The sequence below is a fragment of the Reichenbachiella sp. genome, assembly GCF_039969095.1.
Taxonomy (GTDB): domain Bacteria; phylum Bacteroidota; class Bacteroidia; order Cytophagales; family Cyclobacteriaceae; genus Reichenbachiella.
The window spans coordinates 565,016-587,270 of the sequence record NZ_JBDVOL010000011.1 but is presented as its reverse complement, the minus strand read 5'-3'; the positions used below and the strand labels follow the sequence as shown (position 1 = coordinate 587,270).

General features: G+C 39.6%; 1 protein-coding gene (only partly in view). It reads left to right on the top strand.

All coding sequences use genetic code 11. From position 1 onward, the window contains the following. On the top strand, positions 1 to 22,255 hold the 3' portion of the coding sequence (locus ABJH98_RS11015; RefSeq protein ID WP_348307725.1) for a LamG-like jellyroll fold domain-containing protein. Its footprint begins 6,746 nt before the window's first position; only the last 22,255 of its 29,001 coding nucleotides appear in the window; its start codon lies off the left edge, out of view; the stop codon is at positions 22,253 to 22,255.

The window sequence follows — 22,255 nt, the reverse complement described above, 5'->3', positions numbered from 1 at the left end:
TGCCAGTGCTACTAATTTCACTAATGACACAGGCACTTTAGCCCCTGGATTCTCTCCAGCGTGTACTCCAATTACTGGTGATTTCACTAATGGAGCAGCAGCAACCTTAGAAATAGAGATTGATGGACCTACAGCATGTACTGGATATGATCAAGTCAATGCCACAGGCATGGCATATTTGGATGGCACGCTCGATGTGATTGTAGGCTACACGCCCACTGATGGTCAAGTCATTACATTCTTGACCGCACCTGGTGGTATATCTGGAGGCTTTTCCACTACGAACATTCCAGCCGACTGGACACTGAACTACGGGGCTACCGCAGTCACATTGACCTATAATGCGGAAGGAAGCGCCTTAGACTTCGATGGCGTTGATGATTATTTCGTAGCCGCTGAAGGAGGAACCGATCTTTCCACTTCTACGATTGAGATGTGGGTGCATCAGACAGTGGCAGCTCAAGAATGGCTGTATTGGAGAGGTAACTCTGGAACCAACATAGGTACCGAGCTATACCTTGCTGCAGACGGAACCTTGACTTATGGAGAAAGCGACGGGACGTATGAAAGTGTCACTTCTACGCTGTCAGTACCTGCCGGAGTATGGACGCATGTAGCCGTAGTGAAAGAAAATAATGATGTGATATTCTTTATCAATGGAGAAGCGGAGACATTTACTACGACATTTACAGGTACAGCTCCTTCTGGTGAATTCACCATTGGAGCGCGTAATCGAATGTCAGGAGTGACGGACTTCTTCACTGGACAAATCGACGAAGTAAGAATCTGGAATGATAAACAAGCGGATGCATCTATCCGAACCAGAGCTACCCAAAGAATTGCAAGCCCAGCCGTAGCTTCCAATTTGCTAGCTTATTATGATCTTGATCTTGCAGGCAATGCAAGTACGATTCCAGATGCCGCTACTGGCATAGATGGAACAAATAATGCTACATTAATTGGAAAAGCTAATAATACAGAGCTGTCAAATGGATGGGTTTCTTCGTCATATGTTGACAGTCCACAGCCAGTGATGAAAATCACAGAGATTATAATCGGTGAAGACATTCCTTCTGGGGCTAGCAGTCCTGGGAGTGCAACAGATGGTAGAAATTTCGGAAATGTAGGACAGCCTAGTGATACTAAGACCAAAGTATTTGAAGTCAGAAATGATGGGGTAGGTAATTTGACTATTGCTAATCCTACGCTTACCACAGGCACTAATTATTCTATAATTAATCCAGCAACCACAGCATTCTTACCAACAGAGTCAACGACATTTTCCGTGGTTTTTGCGCCAGACGATGTAAATACATTTGATGAGACCATCAATATCACGAATAACTATAATACGACCTACACCTTTGAAGTTACTGGAGAAGGGGTAGATAATAACGCCTTGAATTTTGGTGGTACGGATGATTATGTGAGTATGGGAAGTTTGGGAGCCTTCCCTGTTGAAGGTACTATTGAATTGTGGGTCAATGCTACGGATTTAGCAACTAACAAAGGAATTTTTGACACCGATATTAATGGTAATGGCCTAAGGCTAGAGGTAGAGACCGGATTGCCAGGTTTACAAATAGTGGCTGACGATGATGCGTCACAAGTCGAACAGCTGTTTGGTAGTGCGATGTCAACTAGCACTTGGTATCATATTGCAATTACCTGGGATACTGGATCATCTAATTTAGTTGGTTATGTCAATGGGGTTGAAGCTTTTAATGTTTCTGATGTTGTTACATGGCCTACCAACTTAAATGATTTTGTGATCGGTACTGCTCTGGATGGAGTTTCTGGCCCAACTCCTGGACGCTTCTGGAATGGTGAAATGGATGAATTGCGTATTTGGAATGTGCAACGAGATCAAACAGAAATATCTGCCAACATGACCAATTTTGGAGTGGACAGTGAAACAGGCTTGCTGGCGTCTTATGATTTTAATGTGGGAATTGCTGGAGGAAACAATACAGGCTTGGGAGAACCATCTTTGACAGACATTACTACAAATACCTTTGATGGTACGTTAACAACCTTTGCAAAAAATGGAGCCGCATCAAACTATATTGCCTCAACAGTAAACTCATCAGCCATTCCAGAAATCACCGTATCACTCACTGGTGGAGCCAATGTGGATGACGATGTAGCTGCTATTCTGACCAATGGAACGGATTATGGTTATATGGGATTGACTGCGATCACTAAGAACTTTACGATCAAAAATGATGGTTTGGCGGATTTATCCATTGCAACGATTACATCAGGCAATGTGGATTGGGTTATTTCCAATGTATCAGAGACGTTACCAAATGAATTAGCAGCGGGCGCAGAAATGACTTTTGACTTGACAGTGACGCCTTTGACCCTTGGTATAAAAAATGCCATTATTACCATTGAGAACAATGATACTGATGTTTTGGAGCAAGATTTTGAAATAAACACCACTGTGGAAGTGGTAGAAAATGCATTGGCCTTCGACGGGACAACAGAGCAGGTAGATATTCAATATGATAATTCCTCTAATACTGCGTATACCATGGAGGCATGGATTAACGTAGCTTCACTGGGTACCAATCGCATGATTTTCTACATGACGGGTGATGGAGCAGAGGATGTAGGATATTCGCAAATGTTGAGAATCAACACCACTGGGCAATTGGAGCATTATATATATGATGGAGGAAAGAAATTTCACTCGAGTAATACAACATTAGTGCCAGGTACATGGTATCACGTAGCGATTACTGCCACTAATTCAGGTACAATGCACCTCTATGTAGATGGCGTTGAAGATGCTACTCCTGTAGCTGTCGCTACATTAAGTTTTCTTACTGAAATAAATCTAGGACACGGTTGCACAGGATACGATCCATATGATACAGGTGCTATTCCTCTTAGTAATTTCAGTGGACAAATGGATGAGTTCCGCTATTGGAACTATGCTAGAACCGAATCGCAGATTCGAAATTCAGCTGGTTTAACATTGAACAACGAAGCTGGTTTAGAAGCCTCGTATGATTTTAATAATGGAGGGACTGATGCTGGGTATTCAGATCTTCTAAGTGACATTACTGGTAATGACTATACAGGAACCCTCGAAGGGTTCGGAGCCATGGATGGAACAGAATGGGTGCCGTCTATTGCACTTTCAGAAGCAGCTTCTGATATTAGTATCACCGCAGTGAATGGTGATGGATCGTCTATTACGGAGCTAACTGCCCCAGCCGCTGCTAATGGTACTTTCTTTGGTTCTACTTCAGAAACAAGAAGTATTACGCAGAGTTTCACTATCGCCAACGAAGGAGTTACCGGAATTAATGGTTTTGGTTATTCATCCGATGATGGTGATTTTGTAATTAGCAACCAAGATTTTGTTGAAATAGGGGCTGCTCAGACTTTCGATGTGACTTACAATCCGAATGGAGGTGACGGTACAGCCATTATTGATATTACTAATGACACAGAAGTAGATACCAATGAGCAATTGTTCAGTTTAAATGTATCAGCTACCGAAGCAGCAGATTTAGCTCTTGATTTTGATGGGGTGGATGATTATGTAACCTTAGTGCCGCATATTGATCTTAGTGCATATGATGAATTGACATTAGAATCATGGATAAAATTGGACGGTACGACCGGAGAAAGAGTGATTGTTGCTCAAGGTACTGGTCCGTACAATTACTACCTTAAAGTAAATACTGCAAACTTTGTTGATTTTACAGTTGAAGCTGATACATATCAATCGCTACTGGCTACCTTTCCAACCGACGGGTTATGGCACCATTTAGCTGCTATTTATGATGGAGCTCAATTAAAAATATATATAGATGGAGTTGATACAGGTGGATCAACAGCTTTGTCTGGTAATGTTAAAAATACAGGAAACTTCAACACTGGAATAGGGGCTAACAATGGAGCCTTAGAATTCTTTGATGGCCAAATTGATGAGGTGAGAATTTGGAATGTCGCAAGAACCGTAACTGAGGTGAATAATAATCTTAATGCTTCATTGCTTGGGACAGAATCAGGTTTAGTAGCTTATTATTCTTTCGACAATACTACAGTAACTGCATTGGGTAATAACTCAGGTATTGGAACAAGAAACGATGTATCCGACAAAACAGGAAACTATAACGGAACAGCTTATAACTTCGACATGGGAGCAACTCCATTATCTTACAACTTTAGAAACACTTCTAATTGGGTGTATTCTGGAGCTATTGCTTCTGATATCTTCGTGCAAGACGATTTGGTAGTTGATTTGTATCATGGTAGTTCTCACGATTTTGGAAGCCATGGTATCACTGACCCAACACCTCTGTCAAGAACTTATACCATCACCAACCGAGGAAATGGAACTTTAACCTTAGGAGCAAGTGCGATTTCATTGTCTATTGGTTCTGATTTCTCAGTTTCAGCACAGAATGGATTAGCTACTTTAACAGCAGGACAAAGCACCACTTTTACAATAGATTTTGCGCCATCTACACTAGGTGCCAAATCTGATAATATTAATATCACGAGCGACGACCCTGACGAACCTACAGTCAGTATTGCGATTAATGGTATCGGGGTACAAGGACCTGCAGAGGTGACAGATGGGATTGTATCCTGGTTAAGAGGCGAGGACGCAGCAGCTGACGGTAGCGCATGGACAGATTTTAGTGGTACTGAACAGGACTTTTCTGCAGTAGTTAATCCTACAAAATCGAGTACGGCTATTGGATATCAGGAAGGACTTGTATTTACAGGGACTGAGTATTTACAATCTGATAACTCATCAATTTTGGGAGTGAATGGATATACCAAAATTGCAGTGGTTGTTAAAACTGATGACAATGTTTTGAGAAATTTAATAGGTACCTCAGCGGCAGATAATCATTCTTTATTTTATAATAATGATGATCCTACGATTTATCATGGGGTGTCTCAATCTTCATTCGGCTCCGATGTTGGAGGACAAGTTACAATTGTTTCGGCCTTATATGATTTAGGTACGACCTCAACATCTGTTAGGGTTAATGGAGTAGCAGGTACTGAAAACACTTCATCTGCGGCATTGACTGATGCCGGATTTTTGCAAGTCGGTGCGCATCAAACAGGAGCACCTATGGATGGTGTGGTTGCTGAAGTGATCGTATATGATAGAGAGCTGAACGCTACGGAATTGCAAGAAGTAGAATCTTACTTAGCTGCAAAGTATGGAATTTCTTATACACAGGATGTGGTTTCCTCTGGAAGTTCTACCACCATCTGGGACTTTTCTTCTGGTTTTAGCAATGATGTTGTAACAATTGGTAGAGATGATGCTTCTTTCTTAGATACAAGACAGGTGACCAGCCCTTCAAGTGATATTCAGTTTGAACTTGGATATACTACGATATTAGCAGATAATTCGGCCAATGTTGCACTAGGTGCTACCAGCCAGTTTGCAGTAGACAATATATTCCTAACTATGGGACACGATGGAGCTGCAGCTGATTATGCTTCAAGATTGAGCACTAGCATGCCAGTGGGTGTATCTGAAAGAATGGCGAGATTCTGGTTGGTCAACGAACCTAATCAAGGAACTAGTGATATCATCGATGTCGATTTGAGAATTGATGTCTCTAATCTAAATGACTGGCCTGGAACTACAGCAGGCGACTATGTGCTGATGATCGACAACGATGGTGCGGATTGGTCTGATGCTACTATTATTAGTCCATCTGATTATACTGGTGGAGTCATTACTTTCGAATCCGTTGATTTTGACAATGGCCAATTTGTAACCATTGGACACGGGGTAGATAGAGCCTTGGATTTTGATGGCACGGACGATTATGTTGCTTTAGTGGATTTTGATGAGACAGAGACAGATTTTACAATAGAGGCATGGGTGAATATTCCAAATTATGACGACTATTATCCTATCTTATCTAAGCAGAGTGGAGGGAGTAATGCCAGTGCGGAATTTCTTTTGCAGGTACAGCATACTACCGGAAATGTCAATTTTTTCATGGGGGATGGAAGTGTTATTTACAATGTACATGGCAATGACAATGCAGGTGATGCCGACATCACTGTTAATACTTGGAACCACATAGCAGTGACCGTGAGTGGTACAGATATGACACTATTTATAAACGGTGTTGTTTCAGGTACTGGTACTTTTGGAGGAGTTAGAATTACAGGTTCCGCATCCAATGTGAATATTGGACATTATAGTAATCCTACACTTCAATACTGGCCTGGCCTAATTGATGAAGTAAGAATTTGGGATGGTGCACGCACGGCTCAACAGATCAGAGCGAATGCATTAGAAACAAATGCTGCAACGCTCATTTCGCAAACGAATTTACTGGTCTACTATGATTTTAATAGAGGAGCAATAGGTCAAGACAACACAGGTCTGACCACACCAGATCAATTGACAGATTTAAGTGGAAATACCAATCACGGTACACTGACTTCTTTTGCAAAAACTGGTACGACTTCCAACTGGGTGCTTTCAGAATATACGGGATCTACCCCAGCCACCACACCTAACATAAGGGTTTACGACGCAGACGGAGATCTGATATCAGATAACGCGACTGACTCACCTTCAGCGACCAATAATACTGACTTTGGTCAAGTTTTGGAACCAGATCCAGCTACAGCAGCTTTTGTTTACGCTATTGAAAATGTAGGCTTTGTACCTGCTAATATTACTTCAGAAGTAGGTTTCACAGGAACTAACAATACAGAATATACCCATTCACCTAATGTAACAGGTACAGCAATGGCTGTAGGTAGTGCATCAACAGATATCACCGTGACTTTCGATCCAGAAGGAACTGGTGCTCGAACAGCTACTTTATCATTTAACACTGATGCAGTTGATGGAACCTATAACTTTGATTTGACAGGCGAAGGTCTAGCATTAGGAGTGATATCTGATATAATTGCTGGAACCACACCATCCGCAATTATTGATTATTCAGACAATGTGAATGGAACTGTGGATTTTGATGTGGCAGGTCCTGGTGTTGAAGTAGCCGAATTCACCATTCAAGATGGAGGTGGAGCAGATGACGGAGATGGATTGGCGACTACTTTGGATGCTGTTAATCTGACATTTACTAATGAAACATTAATTTCAAGTGTGGCACTGTACAGTACAGACGGCTTGACAGAATATGCGGAAGTATTACTCTCTGCTAACGCAACTCCAACCATTGCAGAATTTACAGGTTTGAATGCAAGTGGAATAGTAGCTCCGCATACTGGAGATTTTACTTTCAAAGTGTTTGTATCTTTTATAGGAGGTACTGTAGCTGATCAAACCTTAGATATAGATGTAACCTTAGATAATTCTAGCGCGGTCGCAGAAGCGGGAGGTTCTCAGTTTGGTGCATTTACTAACCCAGCCTTCACAGGAACAGAAAATCTATTGGATGTAGTGGCAGACCGATTGATTTTCTCAGATGGGCCAAGTGCAGATGTGGCAACAGGAGCTAACTTCAGTGTAACTGTTCAGGCTCAAGATGGTTACGGCAATGTGGATACTAATGAAACTACTAGTGTAATTGTCGCAGAAACCTCTGCGATTGGAGGGACACTCACTGGAGGTGGAGCTACAGCCTTGACTTCTGGGGCCAACAGTTTCACCCTAAGTTACGATATGGCAGGTTCTCTCAATCTGGATGCCCAAGGAAGCGGATTGACTACAGCAGATTATAACACAGATCAAGGTGGTAATATCAATATTGTTGATATCGACAACTCTTCTGTAATTGCTGCTAGTGGTACACTTGATGAATCAGGGGTAACACTAGATCCTGGTACTATGATAAGCGAAGGAACTGCAGAAGCAGTTTTTGATTTTTCTTTTACTGAAGATAATGGATTGGGTTCTGACAATTTCAATACGGTAATTAGTCAAATCGTCTTTCAAAATGGAGCAGGAATTACAATTGACGAAAATTTGGATGATGTTATTGCTGGAGTGGCTCTTTCTGATAATGGCGGAAAAACCATCTCCACAGCGGTGCCAAATGGGGCTACCATTACTATAGGTACTAATACAATAACTTTTGCCAATTTACCTACTGACGGCTCTTCCGAATTAGGAGATATAGCTGACAATACGACTAAGACTTATACACTTTCTGTATGGTTCAGAACGGATATAGCAGCCAATGGAAATTCAATTGATCAAGAAGCGTTTGAATTTGAAGTAAGCGATACTGACTTCACCTTTGCTGCTGGAAGCAGTACACTAGCTTCTACTCAAACCGTGAATAGCGGAAATGTAGATATTAACGTAGTTTCTACACAAATGGCTATTACTTCATTTGCTGGAGCTTCCGATGCAGAAGTTTCTAATTTGGATATTAGTGTAGGAACAAATGTACCGTTTACTATGATTGTAGAGGCACTTGACGCACAAGGTAATGTTGATTTAGACAAAGTATCTACAGTTACAGCTAGTGATGCAGGAGCAGACATGGGAGGAACCTTGGCTCAGCCATTTGTCGCTGGTGTGGCTACATGGACTGACTTATTGTATGTCACGTCACCATCAGGTGAAGTGGTTAACGTTTCAGACGCAGGAGGTTTGCCAGGAGTGGCTACTGTTGCTTTTGATGTTTCAACAAATACTTCTGATATCATTGAGGATCCAGGGTTTGATTATCCAGAGAACATTGATTACGCTTTGTACAATGCTGGAACTATGGATGATACTGGAGACGACGAATTGTTAATAGCACAATTTATCCTCAGAGATGGAGGAGCTGGTCCAGCAATGGATGGTGAAGAAACAGAACTTACTGCTCTTACTTTTAACGTAACCAATTGGGAGAACATAGATGAATTAGCCATAATCGGTAGCGGAGTAAATGAAATTGAAGTAGCACCTACAAGTGGTACTGTGGTAATGAATTGGGGCAATAGTAATAACACCGATGCTGCAGACGGAACTACTGAAATCATTCAAGTGTTTGCAACTTTCAAACAAGGAGTTGGGGAAATCACTGACAACGACCAAATCTCACTGACAATAGTAGCGGCTACTGCTCGTGGAGGAGGAAGAACGAAATTTATCAATGCGTCAGCTGGAGGAGCATCCACTACACTACCCGAAACAGATGATAATCGAATAGAAGTAGACGCTACTCAATGGGTGCAGGTAAATACCAATGGATATGCCAACCCACTGGCCAGTTCAACTACTTTTGAAAGAGATCCTGGTTTTTCTATTGAGGTAGAAGCACAGGATGCAAATCAAAATATTGACCTAGATATTACTGGGGCTGTAGATTTCACATTCCCTGCTGGTGAAATTATAAGCGCTGTGGATGCTAATTTTACAGGTGGGACTTTGAGTGCTGAGTTTGTTGTTCTGGATGCAGTATTTCCTGCAACAACAAATAATCTAACGTTAGATGTAGATCCGATTTTTCCTGGTTTGTCACCATTAGTATTTACAGATGTTGCTGTACAAGATACATCAATCCCAGAAGTTAATGAACTAACAGGATTGACACCAGCAGATGGGGAATTAGCAGCTACAGCAGTAGACGAGTTAGTTATTGTTTTCTCTGAAAATGTAAGAGCCGTAGGTGGAAATCTAATTTTAAGAGATTTTAATACACTCGATGTTGTAGAAACAATTAGTGTTACTAATGTGTCTAGAACAACGATCGTTGATAATGTAGTTACATTTTCCTTGACATCAGTTCTGGAAAAAGGGACTAAATTCTTTGTGACTATTCCATCTACAACTTTCGAAGATTTTGGTGGAAATGATTGGGATACTGGCCTTTCAGGAGCAGGTTCATGGTCATTTACAACAGCAGATGCAACCAATCCAATAATTGTGGATTTTAGTCCGGTTAATAATGATCCTGGAGCTGGTTCTGGAATCATAGGTAGGAGCACAAATATTATATTGACTTTTGATGAGCCAGTGGAATTTAATACTGGTGACATAACAATTGCAGCAACTGGTGGGTATGTAACAGAAACTTACGACATATCTGGACCTCAGTCTCAAGTAACTGGAAGTGGAACAAATGTAATAACCATCAATCCAGCAGTTAGCTTTGGCTCGGATCAACTGGTGACTATTAGTATTCCTGAGTCTACCCTAAGGGCTGTGGATGATCTTTCATTATTTGAAGAATCTACAATAGACGGTGTTCCTGACAATGTGGAGACTCTCATTTTTAGAACAATAAATACAAGTGATAATGAATCTCCTGGAATTGCAGGACAGATAGAAGAAGACTTTAGTAATATGGGAGCAGGTTCTGCAAACTTAGCTTCAGGTGTTTGGACTGATTTGGGAGCAAGTGATGCAGCAGCAATTGATGCATTGGGAGGAACTGGAAGTGCAGTCATTATACCTAATGTGGATGGAAATTATTTGAACACGCCAACTTCGTTCCTTACTTCAGCAGAAAGCTTCTCTTTTCAGTATCGTGCAGCCTCAAATGCTTCGAATGGAGCCGAGGCATTAATAATTGCAGACCCAACTGGAGCTGCAACTATTCTAGGCACTATAACAACGACAAATATAGATGGATATGAACGCTTCATTCATAATTTTACTTCACCGTTTACAGGTGATATACGAATAGAGTTTGATGATGCAAATGGTGCAGATGAGAATCTACTTGTTGATGATTTTAAAGTAGGAAGAATATTGTCTCCAGCTGATGGAGATTTGTCTGTAGCACTAGAAACAGAAACTTTAACAATCACTTTTGATGAGGATATTCAACGTGGATCAGGAACTATTCGATTTTTCGCTAAAACAGACCCCGATATTACGGTTTTACAGTTTGATGCAAATAGTGGTTTGTTAGATATTAGTAGTAATGAACTGACAATTGATATTTCCTCATTAGGGGATCTTCCAGGTAATGTGACATTCTATGTTGGAATGACAGATGGAGTAATTGAAGATCTTGTGGGTAATCCATTTGCTGGTATTTTTGATAAGGACACTTGGAATTTCACAACAGAATCTGAATCAATTCCACCTTTAGCAACTGTTTACGAACCTGAGCAAGGAGATTTAAACGTTCCTACTGAAACTCCAATTAGCCTTACTTTTAATGAACCTTTACTTCCTGGTCAGGGATATGTTCGACTTTATTTATCTAGTGGATCAGAGCTGGTAGAAGAGTTTTATGTAGATGAATTTGATGATGCCAATGATGATTTAAAATCAGATGACAGTGATGGAAGTCTAACACTAAACGGTAATAAATTAATCCTTAATTATACTGGTCCTGAGTTGTCCGGAGGTGTGTTTTACTACATTCTTATCGAAGAAGGAGCATTTACAGATTATGCGAATAATAATTTTGCAGGAATTACACAAAGTAGTGATTGGTCTTTTAGAACTGATCAAGAAACCACTCCAGTGCCTCCTGTATTATCATCTATTGACGTGCCTTCGAATGGTGCTATAGATGTTGTACTAGAAGAAGAGGGACAAGTTGTAGATTTAACTTTTACAATGTCTGAGCCTGTTTCAGGTGTAAGTGGGAAGAATATTACTATAGTAGGGTTTGAGAGGAATGGAGGTCCAATTGCAGAAGAGTCTCAATCAATTCTTACAACAAATATTTCTCGTATTCAGCCAAATGGTAGCCAAGTGATTATAAGAGACGCAGCCCTTGAGTTCGATACGAAATACAGAGTTGAGGTGGAAACGGATGCGTTCAAAGATGGATCTAATAACCCATCAGGAGCTGCTTTCGGTGGTGATGCTGGAAGTGACGGGGTAGCAGATATAAATGATTGGATTTTTACTACTGAGACAGACAGTTATGATCCTGATGTGACCGAATTATATATCAATAATGTACTGTATACGAGTCATACCAGTTTTGATCCAGATAATGCAGATCCTATAACATTTGAAATTAGATTCAATGAATCCATTCAAGTTGGAACAGGAGACATTTCCCTATATTTTGATGATGGAGGTGCAGGAGCAGTTCAAGATACATATTCATTAGCAGGTGGTATAGTACCTGGAGTCAGATATACAACTACAGTTGAACCAAATGATGGAATTGAATTTGATTTTGATGTAGTTTCAGGAGGAAACAATTTCTTTATACAGATTGATGGAGAGGCAATTACTGATGTTACAAGTCATGGAACTGTCAACAAGTTTGATGGTATTAGTGACGATGATTGGACCTTTTCTACAAATCCAGAAAGCTCTGGTCCGCCTGATACCCGAGTGGCACCGAGCTTATTGGCAAATCAATCTTCTCCTGCAAATGATGACGTTAATGTAAGTTCAGCTACAACTTCTATTGCTGTTAAGTTTGATGAACCTATCAATACTGGAGCCGTAGCTGCAAATAGATTAAGTGTTTATTACTACGGAACAGCAGTAGAGGTAGCCTATGTAGCCGATTTAAGCACTGGCACGCCTTCTGAGACGGATACTAAATTTACTTACCCTCTCACATTTACAAATTCCAACATGACTTACTTACCAGGAGGAACCAGGTACCATGTAGAATTTAGTGATGGAACTTTCCAAGATAATAGTGCATTGCCGGAAGCCAATGGTACCACAGGTAACTTTGATGCTTGGGAGTTTACTACTTCTGATGATGTAACGGGGCCCGTTGGTAAAGTGTATACAACAGTCACAGGGAATGACCCTACAGATGCTACAAACGTAGAACTTCAAATTACTTTTGATGAAATTGTAGAGCTTGGAGACGGGTTAATTACAGTCTATTATAATCACGCTCCAAATACTGTAGCTACCACTTATAGTGTAAGTGATGATGCTACGGCCAACGATGAAGTTACTATTGTAAGCACTGGCCAAGTTTCTATAGTTACATTTGATGCAAGGTCATTAAGTGGAAATAGAACCTATCGAGTAGAAATACCCGCAGGTACATTTGACGATGTAAGCGATAATGGAAATGATTTAGTAGATGGGACTACATGGACTTTTACTACACCTGTAGAAGGCGTTTCTCCGACTTTAGTAGTAGGAATTAATGAAACACCAACTGATGGTAGTACTCCTTTAGTAGGAACTGATTTGGTTTTAGAATTTAGTGAACCAGTTGATTATGTGACTGATGTAGACGGGATTCAAATACGATTTACTGGAGAGACAGCCGCAACTGCAATTAACGTTAATCCGAATAGTGGCGAATTTTCTTCAGGAAAAACTATTTGGACATATACATCTAATGATATGTCAGATATTCTTTCAGGGAATACTACGTATGAAGTATATGTTGCAACGGGTGCATTTGTTGATGCATCAGGGACTAATAACACGGAATTTGTAAACAGTGCAACCTGGGATTTTACTACTGATGATGATACAGCAAAACCATTGATGACCAGTTTCTATCCTGCTGATGACGAATCCGCAGCATTGCCTGGAATTCAAACCTTACAAATTTATTTTAATGAAAGGGTAACGAAAAAGGCTGCTTCTCCTGGAGATATTGTCGTTTCAACTCCATTTGAAACAGTAGCGACCATCGATATAAGTACAGCGGCTGTTACCATTAATAATTCAACTGGGACAGGTTCAATTATTGAATTTGATGTGAATCTATCTGGGGGAACTGACTATTATGTTCAAATTCCAGCAGATGCATTCGAGGATGCTTCAGTTCCATTTAATTCCTCAAATGGAATAGTGAATACAACTACCTGGAATTTCAAAACGGATCTTGTTAATGACGTTACTCCTCCTAATTTAATTTTAGCATCTGTATTACCTGCACATGAGGCAGGAGCATCTACCAATACAATAAACATCAAGGATAACTTGGTATTGGTGTTTGATGAACCTGTAAAAGTTGGCTTAGGAGATATTTCAGTTGTAAATGCTCTTACAGGAAGAACTATAAGAACAGCAGCAAACAATGGATCCTATGTTTCGGGTGGAGGTAGTACCACCATCACGGTTGACTTTTTGGAGGACTTGGATGCAAATGCAGATTATAATGTGTTTATTGAAAACTCTTCTACTGGAGATGATGCAGCCTTCACAGATGGGTCAGGAAATGAGTTTGCTGGCATTGAAACGGCAGGCATTTGGGATTTTTCTACAGAAGCAGGTGTCACTGTGACTGCGGCAAATGGAGGAGCATCCATATTTGCCTGTATAGGACAGAGTAATACGACTTTAGGAACTATTCAAATCTCAGAAAGCAATCCTGATGATTTTGCATCTGGAGGTCCTGTGACTTATGATATTACATTAACGGATGGGTTTTATTTTGATGGCACGGCACCAGCCCCAACTTTTGGAACTAGTGAGTCAACTGCTGATATAACTAATTCTTCAGTTTCTTTGGCATTTTCTAATGACATTGCTGTTGATAAACATCAAACATTAACGCTTACTTATACAGTAGGTGGTACTGCAACGACAGATGTTCTTGAGATAGAAGGACTAGTTGTAGGTATAAATGGTAGTACAGAATACGCTTCTGATATAGCCATGTATAGATCAGGCGGCAATGCAGTACAATATGGAAATGAGACATATCATAAGCAAGTTCATATTAACATGCAAAGTGATGAAGTTGGAAAACCAAGTGTTGTTCAATCGAATGTGACAATTTGTGAAGGATTTTTTGGTACCGCCGGCTCTACTAATTTAGAGGCAGATTTTGATGTTGTCATAACACCAGATGCAAGTCATACGACGCACTGGTATACAAATGATGATTATACTGGAGAGATTCTAACTGCATTTACAGATATCAATGATCCTACTTTTGCTGAGCTCGGATTGGATGAAAATACGCCTGGGGTACAAACACTTTATGTTACTCAAACCATTGATGCTAATGGTTGTGAAAGCTTGAATACCCCAGTAGCTGTCACTATACATGCTTCACCTAATGAAGAATTAATTGCTGGATTAGATATAGTAGATGCAGATGATATCTGTAGTTTTGAAGATATTACGCTAGGCGATCCTTCTAATGTTACTTTAATAGGCTATGATTTTGATTGGTATGGTACTAATGCATATGGCTACCAAACAGAAGCTGAGGCAGCAATTAATGGAGCGGGAGAAGAAGGAGAGGCGAATCCATTTTTCCCAGCACCGGAAAATGATGAGACAAATTATTCATCAAGAACTTTTCAGTATGGATTGGATGTAATTGATGATAAAGGTTGTTATGCTGCTGGAAATGCAACAGTAGATGTTTTTGTTGAGGGTAGAGTAGATGTAAGTAGTGGAATCAGTATTGGCCTTACCACATTCGAGGTGACCCAAAACACTGGTTCAGCGATGAGCGCATTACTAGTGGATAGCGATGACCATACAGGTCTGTTTAGTGGCAATGGTTTAGGTACTCCCTCAAATGAGGACAATGGAACGCCTGGTGATCCATCAGATGATTATAGATTAACCTCGTTCACACCGTCTTCAGCAGGTTTAGTTGGTGGCGTTTCTACCATTCACACCATTACTTACGCATTAACAAATAATGTAACCACATGTACGGATCAGACTACAATTGATTTAACAGTTACTCCAGCTCTCAATATCTTTGATGAAGATGGAGTGGATGGAGACCCAGATAATCATGATACGGTTGATGGATCAGGAAATGTATTAGGACAAGAATATTGTGCCGACAATGCTAATTTGAATATTATTCTTAGTAATGAAGGTACTGAAGGAGCAGGTAATAATTTTAGAGCTTATGATCTTCAGGTCTTAGCTTCTGTAAGTGGTTCGCCAAGTACTGACATCACTGCTGGAGTTATTACAGGACAAGTGGCTGGTTATAACAACCAAACTGGCTGGGTGTTAAGTATTAATGATGTAGCTAATTATACAAATATTGATACTGAAGCAAATGGGAGTATTGATATTATACTTGTGAGGTATGTTGCAGAACCCGGAGGCGCAAATCTTCAAGCATTAGGCTCAGAAATTTGGACGATCAATCCAATTCCTGATTTTGAAATCACTAATACGAATTTGAATTTAACCGTAGCTGCAACACCTAAAGGATTAGTCTGTGAAGAGGATGCATCATTCAATTTACTGGGCAGTATCAATGGTTTTCCAGGAGCAGATGTTACGAATATTTTAATTGAGTATTGGTATGGTGGAGCGTGGCAAACGATCAACACTTACGCTGGACCTGGTTTGTTTGTTGGAGACAATGTAACAGTAGGATCTATTCTTAAAGACGCATATGATGTTGATACAAACTACGGCCTTGGAGATTATCGTATGACTATTGAATCTGAAGGTACGGATGATCCAGTATTTGCAGGATGTACAGAATTGGAAGTTATTGAGTTTGAAATTCTGGATAAGCCAAATCTACCTTTCTTAGAAGATGATGGGGTTGATGCTGTTCAAGATAATATTTTCCAATACATCGGAAGTTTGGATGTAGGAGGTACTGAAGTATACACTTTAGAATATGCATCAGGTACTGCAATAGCTGATTTTACGATACTTTCAAGTGGTGGAACAGGAGAATTGTTCAGATGGTATAATGATGCCAGTGGTTTGAGTGAAATCAGCGATAGTAATGGTGATGATCAAGTCCTGGAAGCTTCAGCATTGTTTGGAGGAACTAATGCTCCCTCTGGTAGAATTACCAAAAACTTTTGGTTCTCTGAAACTTACTACTATGAATATGATGATGGTACTGTCTTTGAAGGATGTGAGTCGGATTTAAGACAAGTGACCATTGAGATTTATCCGATTCCAAATGCTCCCGACTTGATGCTTGGAGCCAATGGCTTTCAAGTCGGAACTTCAGCAGAATATATTTATGAATACTGTGGTACAGGAACTGTCGGAGTTGCTAATGTGGACATTATTGACGAAATGGATGATGAAGCTGAATCAGAATCTTATTATATATTCTATGCAGATGCTGCACATCCAGCTGATCCAACTGATCCATTGAATGATGCTTTATTTAATACTCGGGATGCAGCTGTTTTTCCACTGACTCCTGGTATTCCTCCTAGAACATCTTTTGTTCCTACCGATGCTTATGGGGATGAAGGTTTTGCATTCGTAAACAATGCAGGAAATTCTGTAACAATTTATGTGAGGCAAGTGAATTTTGATAATTCAGAAGCAGGTTCTATTGGTTCTCAACAGTTTATCGGAACATATAGTAACCCAACTGAAATAACAATAAACATTACTGAAACACCTGCCGATCCGATAATTAGCGATTTTGGGGATATTGGAGATGATGATACCTATAAGTTTTGTTATGGTTCAGAATTAAATCAATTGAACACTCCAAACCTTCAAGACATAGTTTATGAATGGTTAGAAAATGATATGACTACAGTCATTCCAACAGCATCTAGTGATGGAAGTAGGGCAACAAGTGGAGAATTGGGGTATCCAGTAGGAGACGGAAGCGCCAAAGAGATTAATACTTACTACGTAAGAGGCTATATTGGTTCTAATGAGGAATCGGGATTTATAGGTTGTCCTTCTGGATTGACTGAAGTTGAAGTGACTGTATATCCGCAGCCTGTAGCACCATTTAATTCTATAGTTAATACTGGTGGACCTACTGGTGCTGACAACTATGTATATTGTCAAGAAGATGATGTAGCGTTAGAAGATTTTGAATTTGACACTTATGCGACGAGTACTGATAGTATTACACAATTCAGATGGTATACAATTAAACCTGATGGACTGTCTTTAACTCCATTTTTGTTTACAAGTAATTCAAACACACCAGCAGTATTTGCTGATAGTGTCAAATTCACTCAGGTTGAAAGCAGTACTGATCTCGATATAGATGTAGCTGCAACGACTACTATATATGCTACGCAAATCACCGATGGAACATGTGAAAGCCCATCAATTCAAATGAATATATTAGTTAATGCTATTCCTGAAGTCGACATTGTGGATGAAGGTGCTACAACTGCATTTACCACAGAATATTGTAATGATTTTGGAACTACAAATCTTCAAGGTAAAGTTGATGGAGCTAATTATAACGATGGAATTGGTGGTGATGATGTATGGTCAATTGATACTGGAGGTTTGACTGAATTACCAAGTGGGTTTGCACAGTTGGATCCAAACGCTGCAGCGACAGCAGCTGGGCAACCAGTTGATGGATTAATCTCGTTGCATGAAATCACTTATACTTATACTTATCCAGCAACTGGTTGTACAAATTTAATTTCCAAATCTATTGAAGTGAATCCACTCCCAGAGTTATCAGTCCAATACCGTGATGGAGCTGGTGAAAACCTGGCTACTGAAGTTCTGGATGGTACTTACATCTGTTATGATGAGGATACTTATGTGATTCAAGGATGGAAAATAGCTGGAAATGAGACTGATTTGACAAAGGCAACTTCTGGATCATTTTCCATTTATCCTTCAAATACCGATGCATTAAATGAAACTAACGAGATTTCTTCTACTGGATTTAATGATTTATCAACTGGTCAGGCTACATTTTTGTCAGCTGACATTGCTACATCTATAGGTGGAACAAGAACAGGAGATACAGAGGATATCTTTGTAAGATATGAGTATACAGATGGTAACAGTTGCGTAGCTTCTGAAATAGCACAAGTTCAGATCTACCCGCAACCAGTTCTTAATGTTCATTATGATTCCGACAACGATATAAATTCAGATGGATATGGGGCAACTATTCATAATACTGCTGTGTGTTATGACGATGGTGACTATGTATTTCAAGGTACATACGATGGGAACCTTGCAGAGGACGGAATCGATCCAACTCTGATAAGTATGTCCTGGAGTATTAGTAATTCCGAAGGATTAGTGGATGAAACAAATGGAAAAGCTACTTTCAATACACAAAATGCTGCTGAAGGTCAAGGATCTGATGATGCCACTGACCCTAGCACTAATCATCAAGTTACGTTTAATTATACGGATCAATTTGGGTGTGCCAATTCAAGAGTTCGTGATATTGAAGTGGTCAAACTGCCAACGTTAAATATTGTTGTGGATACTGGAGATGATTCTGGATCAGGCTTCTGTACTTCTACTGGTACTATCGAGTTTCAAGGGCAAGAGGATAATACAGATGTAGCTTCAGGAACTTGGGGAGATGGAAGTGCTTTGGATTCATTTATTATAAGTTCTACAGGGTTAACAGATAATGATGACGGTACAGCGACTGTGATACCACTGACTGCACATGCTGATCAAGGGGGGACAGAAGTAGGAAATAGTGCGACAAACCATACCGTTACATTTACTTATACCAATAAAACAGAAAGTACCGAATGTACTAATGTGATTACTACTGACATTACTGTTAACCCTCTTCCAGAATTGACATTATTCAGTGATGATATTATTGGATTTGAATCTTATCAAGATGATGTTGAAATCTGTGAAAGCCAGCCAGCATTTACCATTAGCGGTAATAGAGGAAGTAGTAACAATGGAGAGAGATCTATATCTCATACCTATGGTTCTACGACTACGGTTTTAGAGACATTTACAGGGTCTTCATTTGGAGATGATGAAGTCTTATTTGATCTTAAAGATTCTGAAGAGAAATGGTCAGATAAAATTCAATCTCGCAGTGGTGTTTTCGTGTATGAATATGCCTTTAGTAGTGATGTGACAGGTTGTTCAAATAGTATTTCAAAAGAAATTACTGTCAATGTAACTCCGGAAATTTATGCAGTGGTCAATGGAGGATGTGTGGATCCTCAGGTTGAATTCGAAGCTGAGTTACTCAATGATGCAAATGATTTTTGGATGCTAGTAGAAGACTTAGAAGAGCCTCCTAGAGAATCACCATATACATTGGATGATTTTGATGCAGCAAATGGAGGGTCGTTACAATGGACTTTCTATAATGCAGATGATAATGGAGCGATAAACGAAAACAGCCAATACGACGATGGTGGTGGTTCCATAAAATATGGAGAGTCTGTAAGTCATGATTTTGATGGTTTTACAGGATTGGATGCTCAATTTGTTGTGAGGCTATTAGGAACAGTGACAACAGCATCTGATACTTTAACTTGTAGTAATGCACCAGAAAGCTCTGAAGAGTTCGATATCACTCAAAGACGAATATTGATTAAAATTGATCCTAATATTGCAGTAGAATGGGATCAAGTCATTGAAGATGAGGCTACGTCATTTTATTTTAATGAAAACCAACTTTCTTTAGATCAAATTAAATCGATTGAAGTTATTGATCAATCTACTGGTATATCAATAATTGATGAAGAATGGTCTACTGGAATGGAAACATTGACACAGAGAGAGGTTGCTTCAGGAGAAAATGTGACAGTATTTGGTCCATTTGAATATGATTTCGGAAATACTGGGCGTTATGATTTAGAAGTTTTTATGGAAAATGCAAATGGCTGTTTTGATAGTTTGTTAAGAACAGTGAACATAATTCCAATTGAAATAGTGAATCCTAGTACTGGCTATTTAGAAACTTTTGATATCAATGATGGATTCGATCCAGATGAGAAAGGATGGTACTCCGAGCTGCTAGTAGATGATGCAATAATTACAAAGCAATTATCAAATGATGGTCTTGAGTCTTATAGAATAAATAGCTGGATTTGGGATCAAATAAATCTAAATGAAGATTCTTTAGGTTTATCAGGAAGTGTAAATGAAGATATACTTAGACTAGAAGAGAAAAGTGACGATGTACTTTTTGGTTGGGCAACATTGAGCCAACAAAGTGGTAATTATCACTATCAAAATTCTGAAGATTCTTGGCTGTATACACCAGCTTTTGACCTATCTCAATTGACTAAACCTATGGTCAGATTTGATATGATATATAATTTTGAAAATGTAAAGGATGGAGTAGTATTTCAATATTCAATAGATAGGGGAGAGTCCTGGATAGCTTTGGGTAGTTATGAAAACGGAGGATCTTCTGGTTTGGAATGGTATAATTTTGATAATGTAAGCGCTGACCCTGGTCAACAGCAATATACAAATAATGAAGGAGCGGCGACCTCTACGGGTTGGTCAGGAGCAGCAGTAAGCGAACCTACTTGGGTAAGCGCTCGACATAGTCTTAACGACATAGATATTGATAGCCGTGATTTAGTAAGGTTTAGATTTGCTATTGCATCTACATCTGATTCACAAACAGAAGGGTTCTTTGGATTTGCGTTAGATAACTTTAGAATTGAAGAAAGGTCTAAAAATGTGTTAATCGAAGAGTTTGTTAGTGTTTCTGAAGAGGATACGGATGGAACGGAAATAAATACACCTACAGCAAACTTAAAAGCTTCTATAGCCGATTTATTACCTCCTTCTACTGTAAACAATAGAGATGAGACTATTATTGCTTATCATTCGGATTTTGGATTTATTGATCCATTCAATGCACAAAATCCTGCTGGGCCGAGTTCAAGATCAATTTACTATAATGTAGATCAGGTAACCTCTATTTTGGATGGACAATTAGGAGGCACAAGTACTTCTGCTAAGGCAGGTGAATTGACTTGGGATGAAGATGATTTGAGATTGAATTCACTCAAAGATCCGGGCTTCATAATTACATTGACGCCAGATCCTACCGCAAGTGATACAGAGGTAAAAGGTACTGTTACGTTCGAAGCAAATCAAGATTATCCTGCTGATACGGAGTTCAGAGCTTATGTAGTAATTCTTGAAGATATTGTTACACATACCGTCGGTGGAGTAGATGAGTTTGACAATGTGATGAGGAAAATGCTGCCTTCTGGTTCAGGTAAATATGTAAAATTGACATCGGAACTTACAATTGGTGAGCCGTTGATGTTTGCTGATTCTGATGGCAATGCTACGGATGAATTGTCTGTTGAATGGGACTTGACGAATATAGCTGATGATTCCAATTTGTCCGCTATAGTATTTATTCAAAATAGTCAGACCAAGGAAATTTATCAATCAGTTAAAATTGACAATGCCAATGATTTCGTGTCTGATAAAAATAGCTCATCGATTACAGATGTTGGAGATGATTTAGTCAATGCTACGGATTTTAACATGTATCCGAACCCTACTGATTATGAGGTATTCATCATTTTTGATCAATTGATTCAGGAAGACATGAAATGGACAATTTTTGATCAAACAGGTAGAGTTTTTGATCAAGGTGAGTTACCTGCAGGAAATGAAGGCTTCAGTTTGAAAACTGATAGATTCCCAAGTGGACTGTATTACATGTCTATTCGAGGAGAAAAATCAGAATTTGAATTCAAGAAATTGATGATTACTCACTAA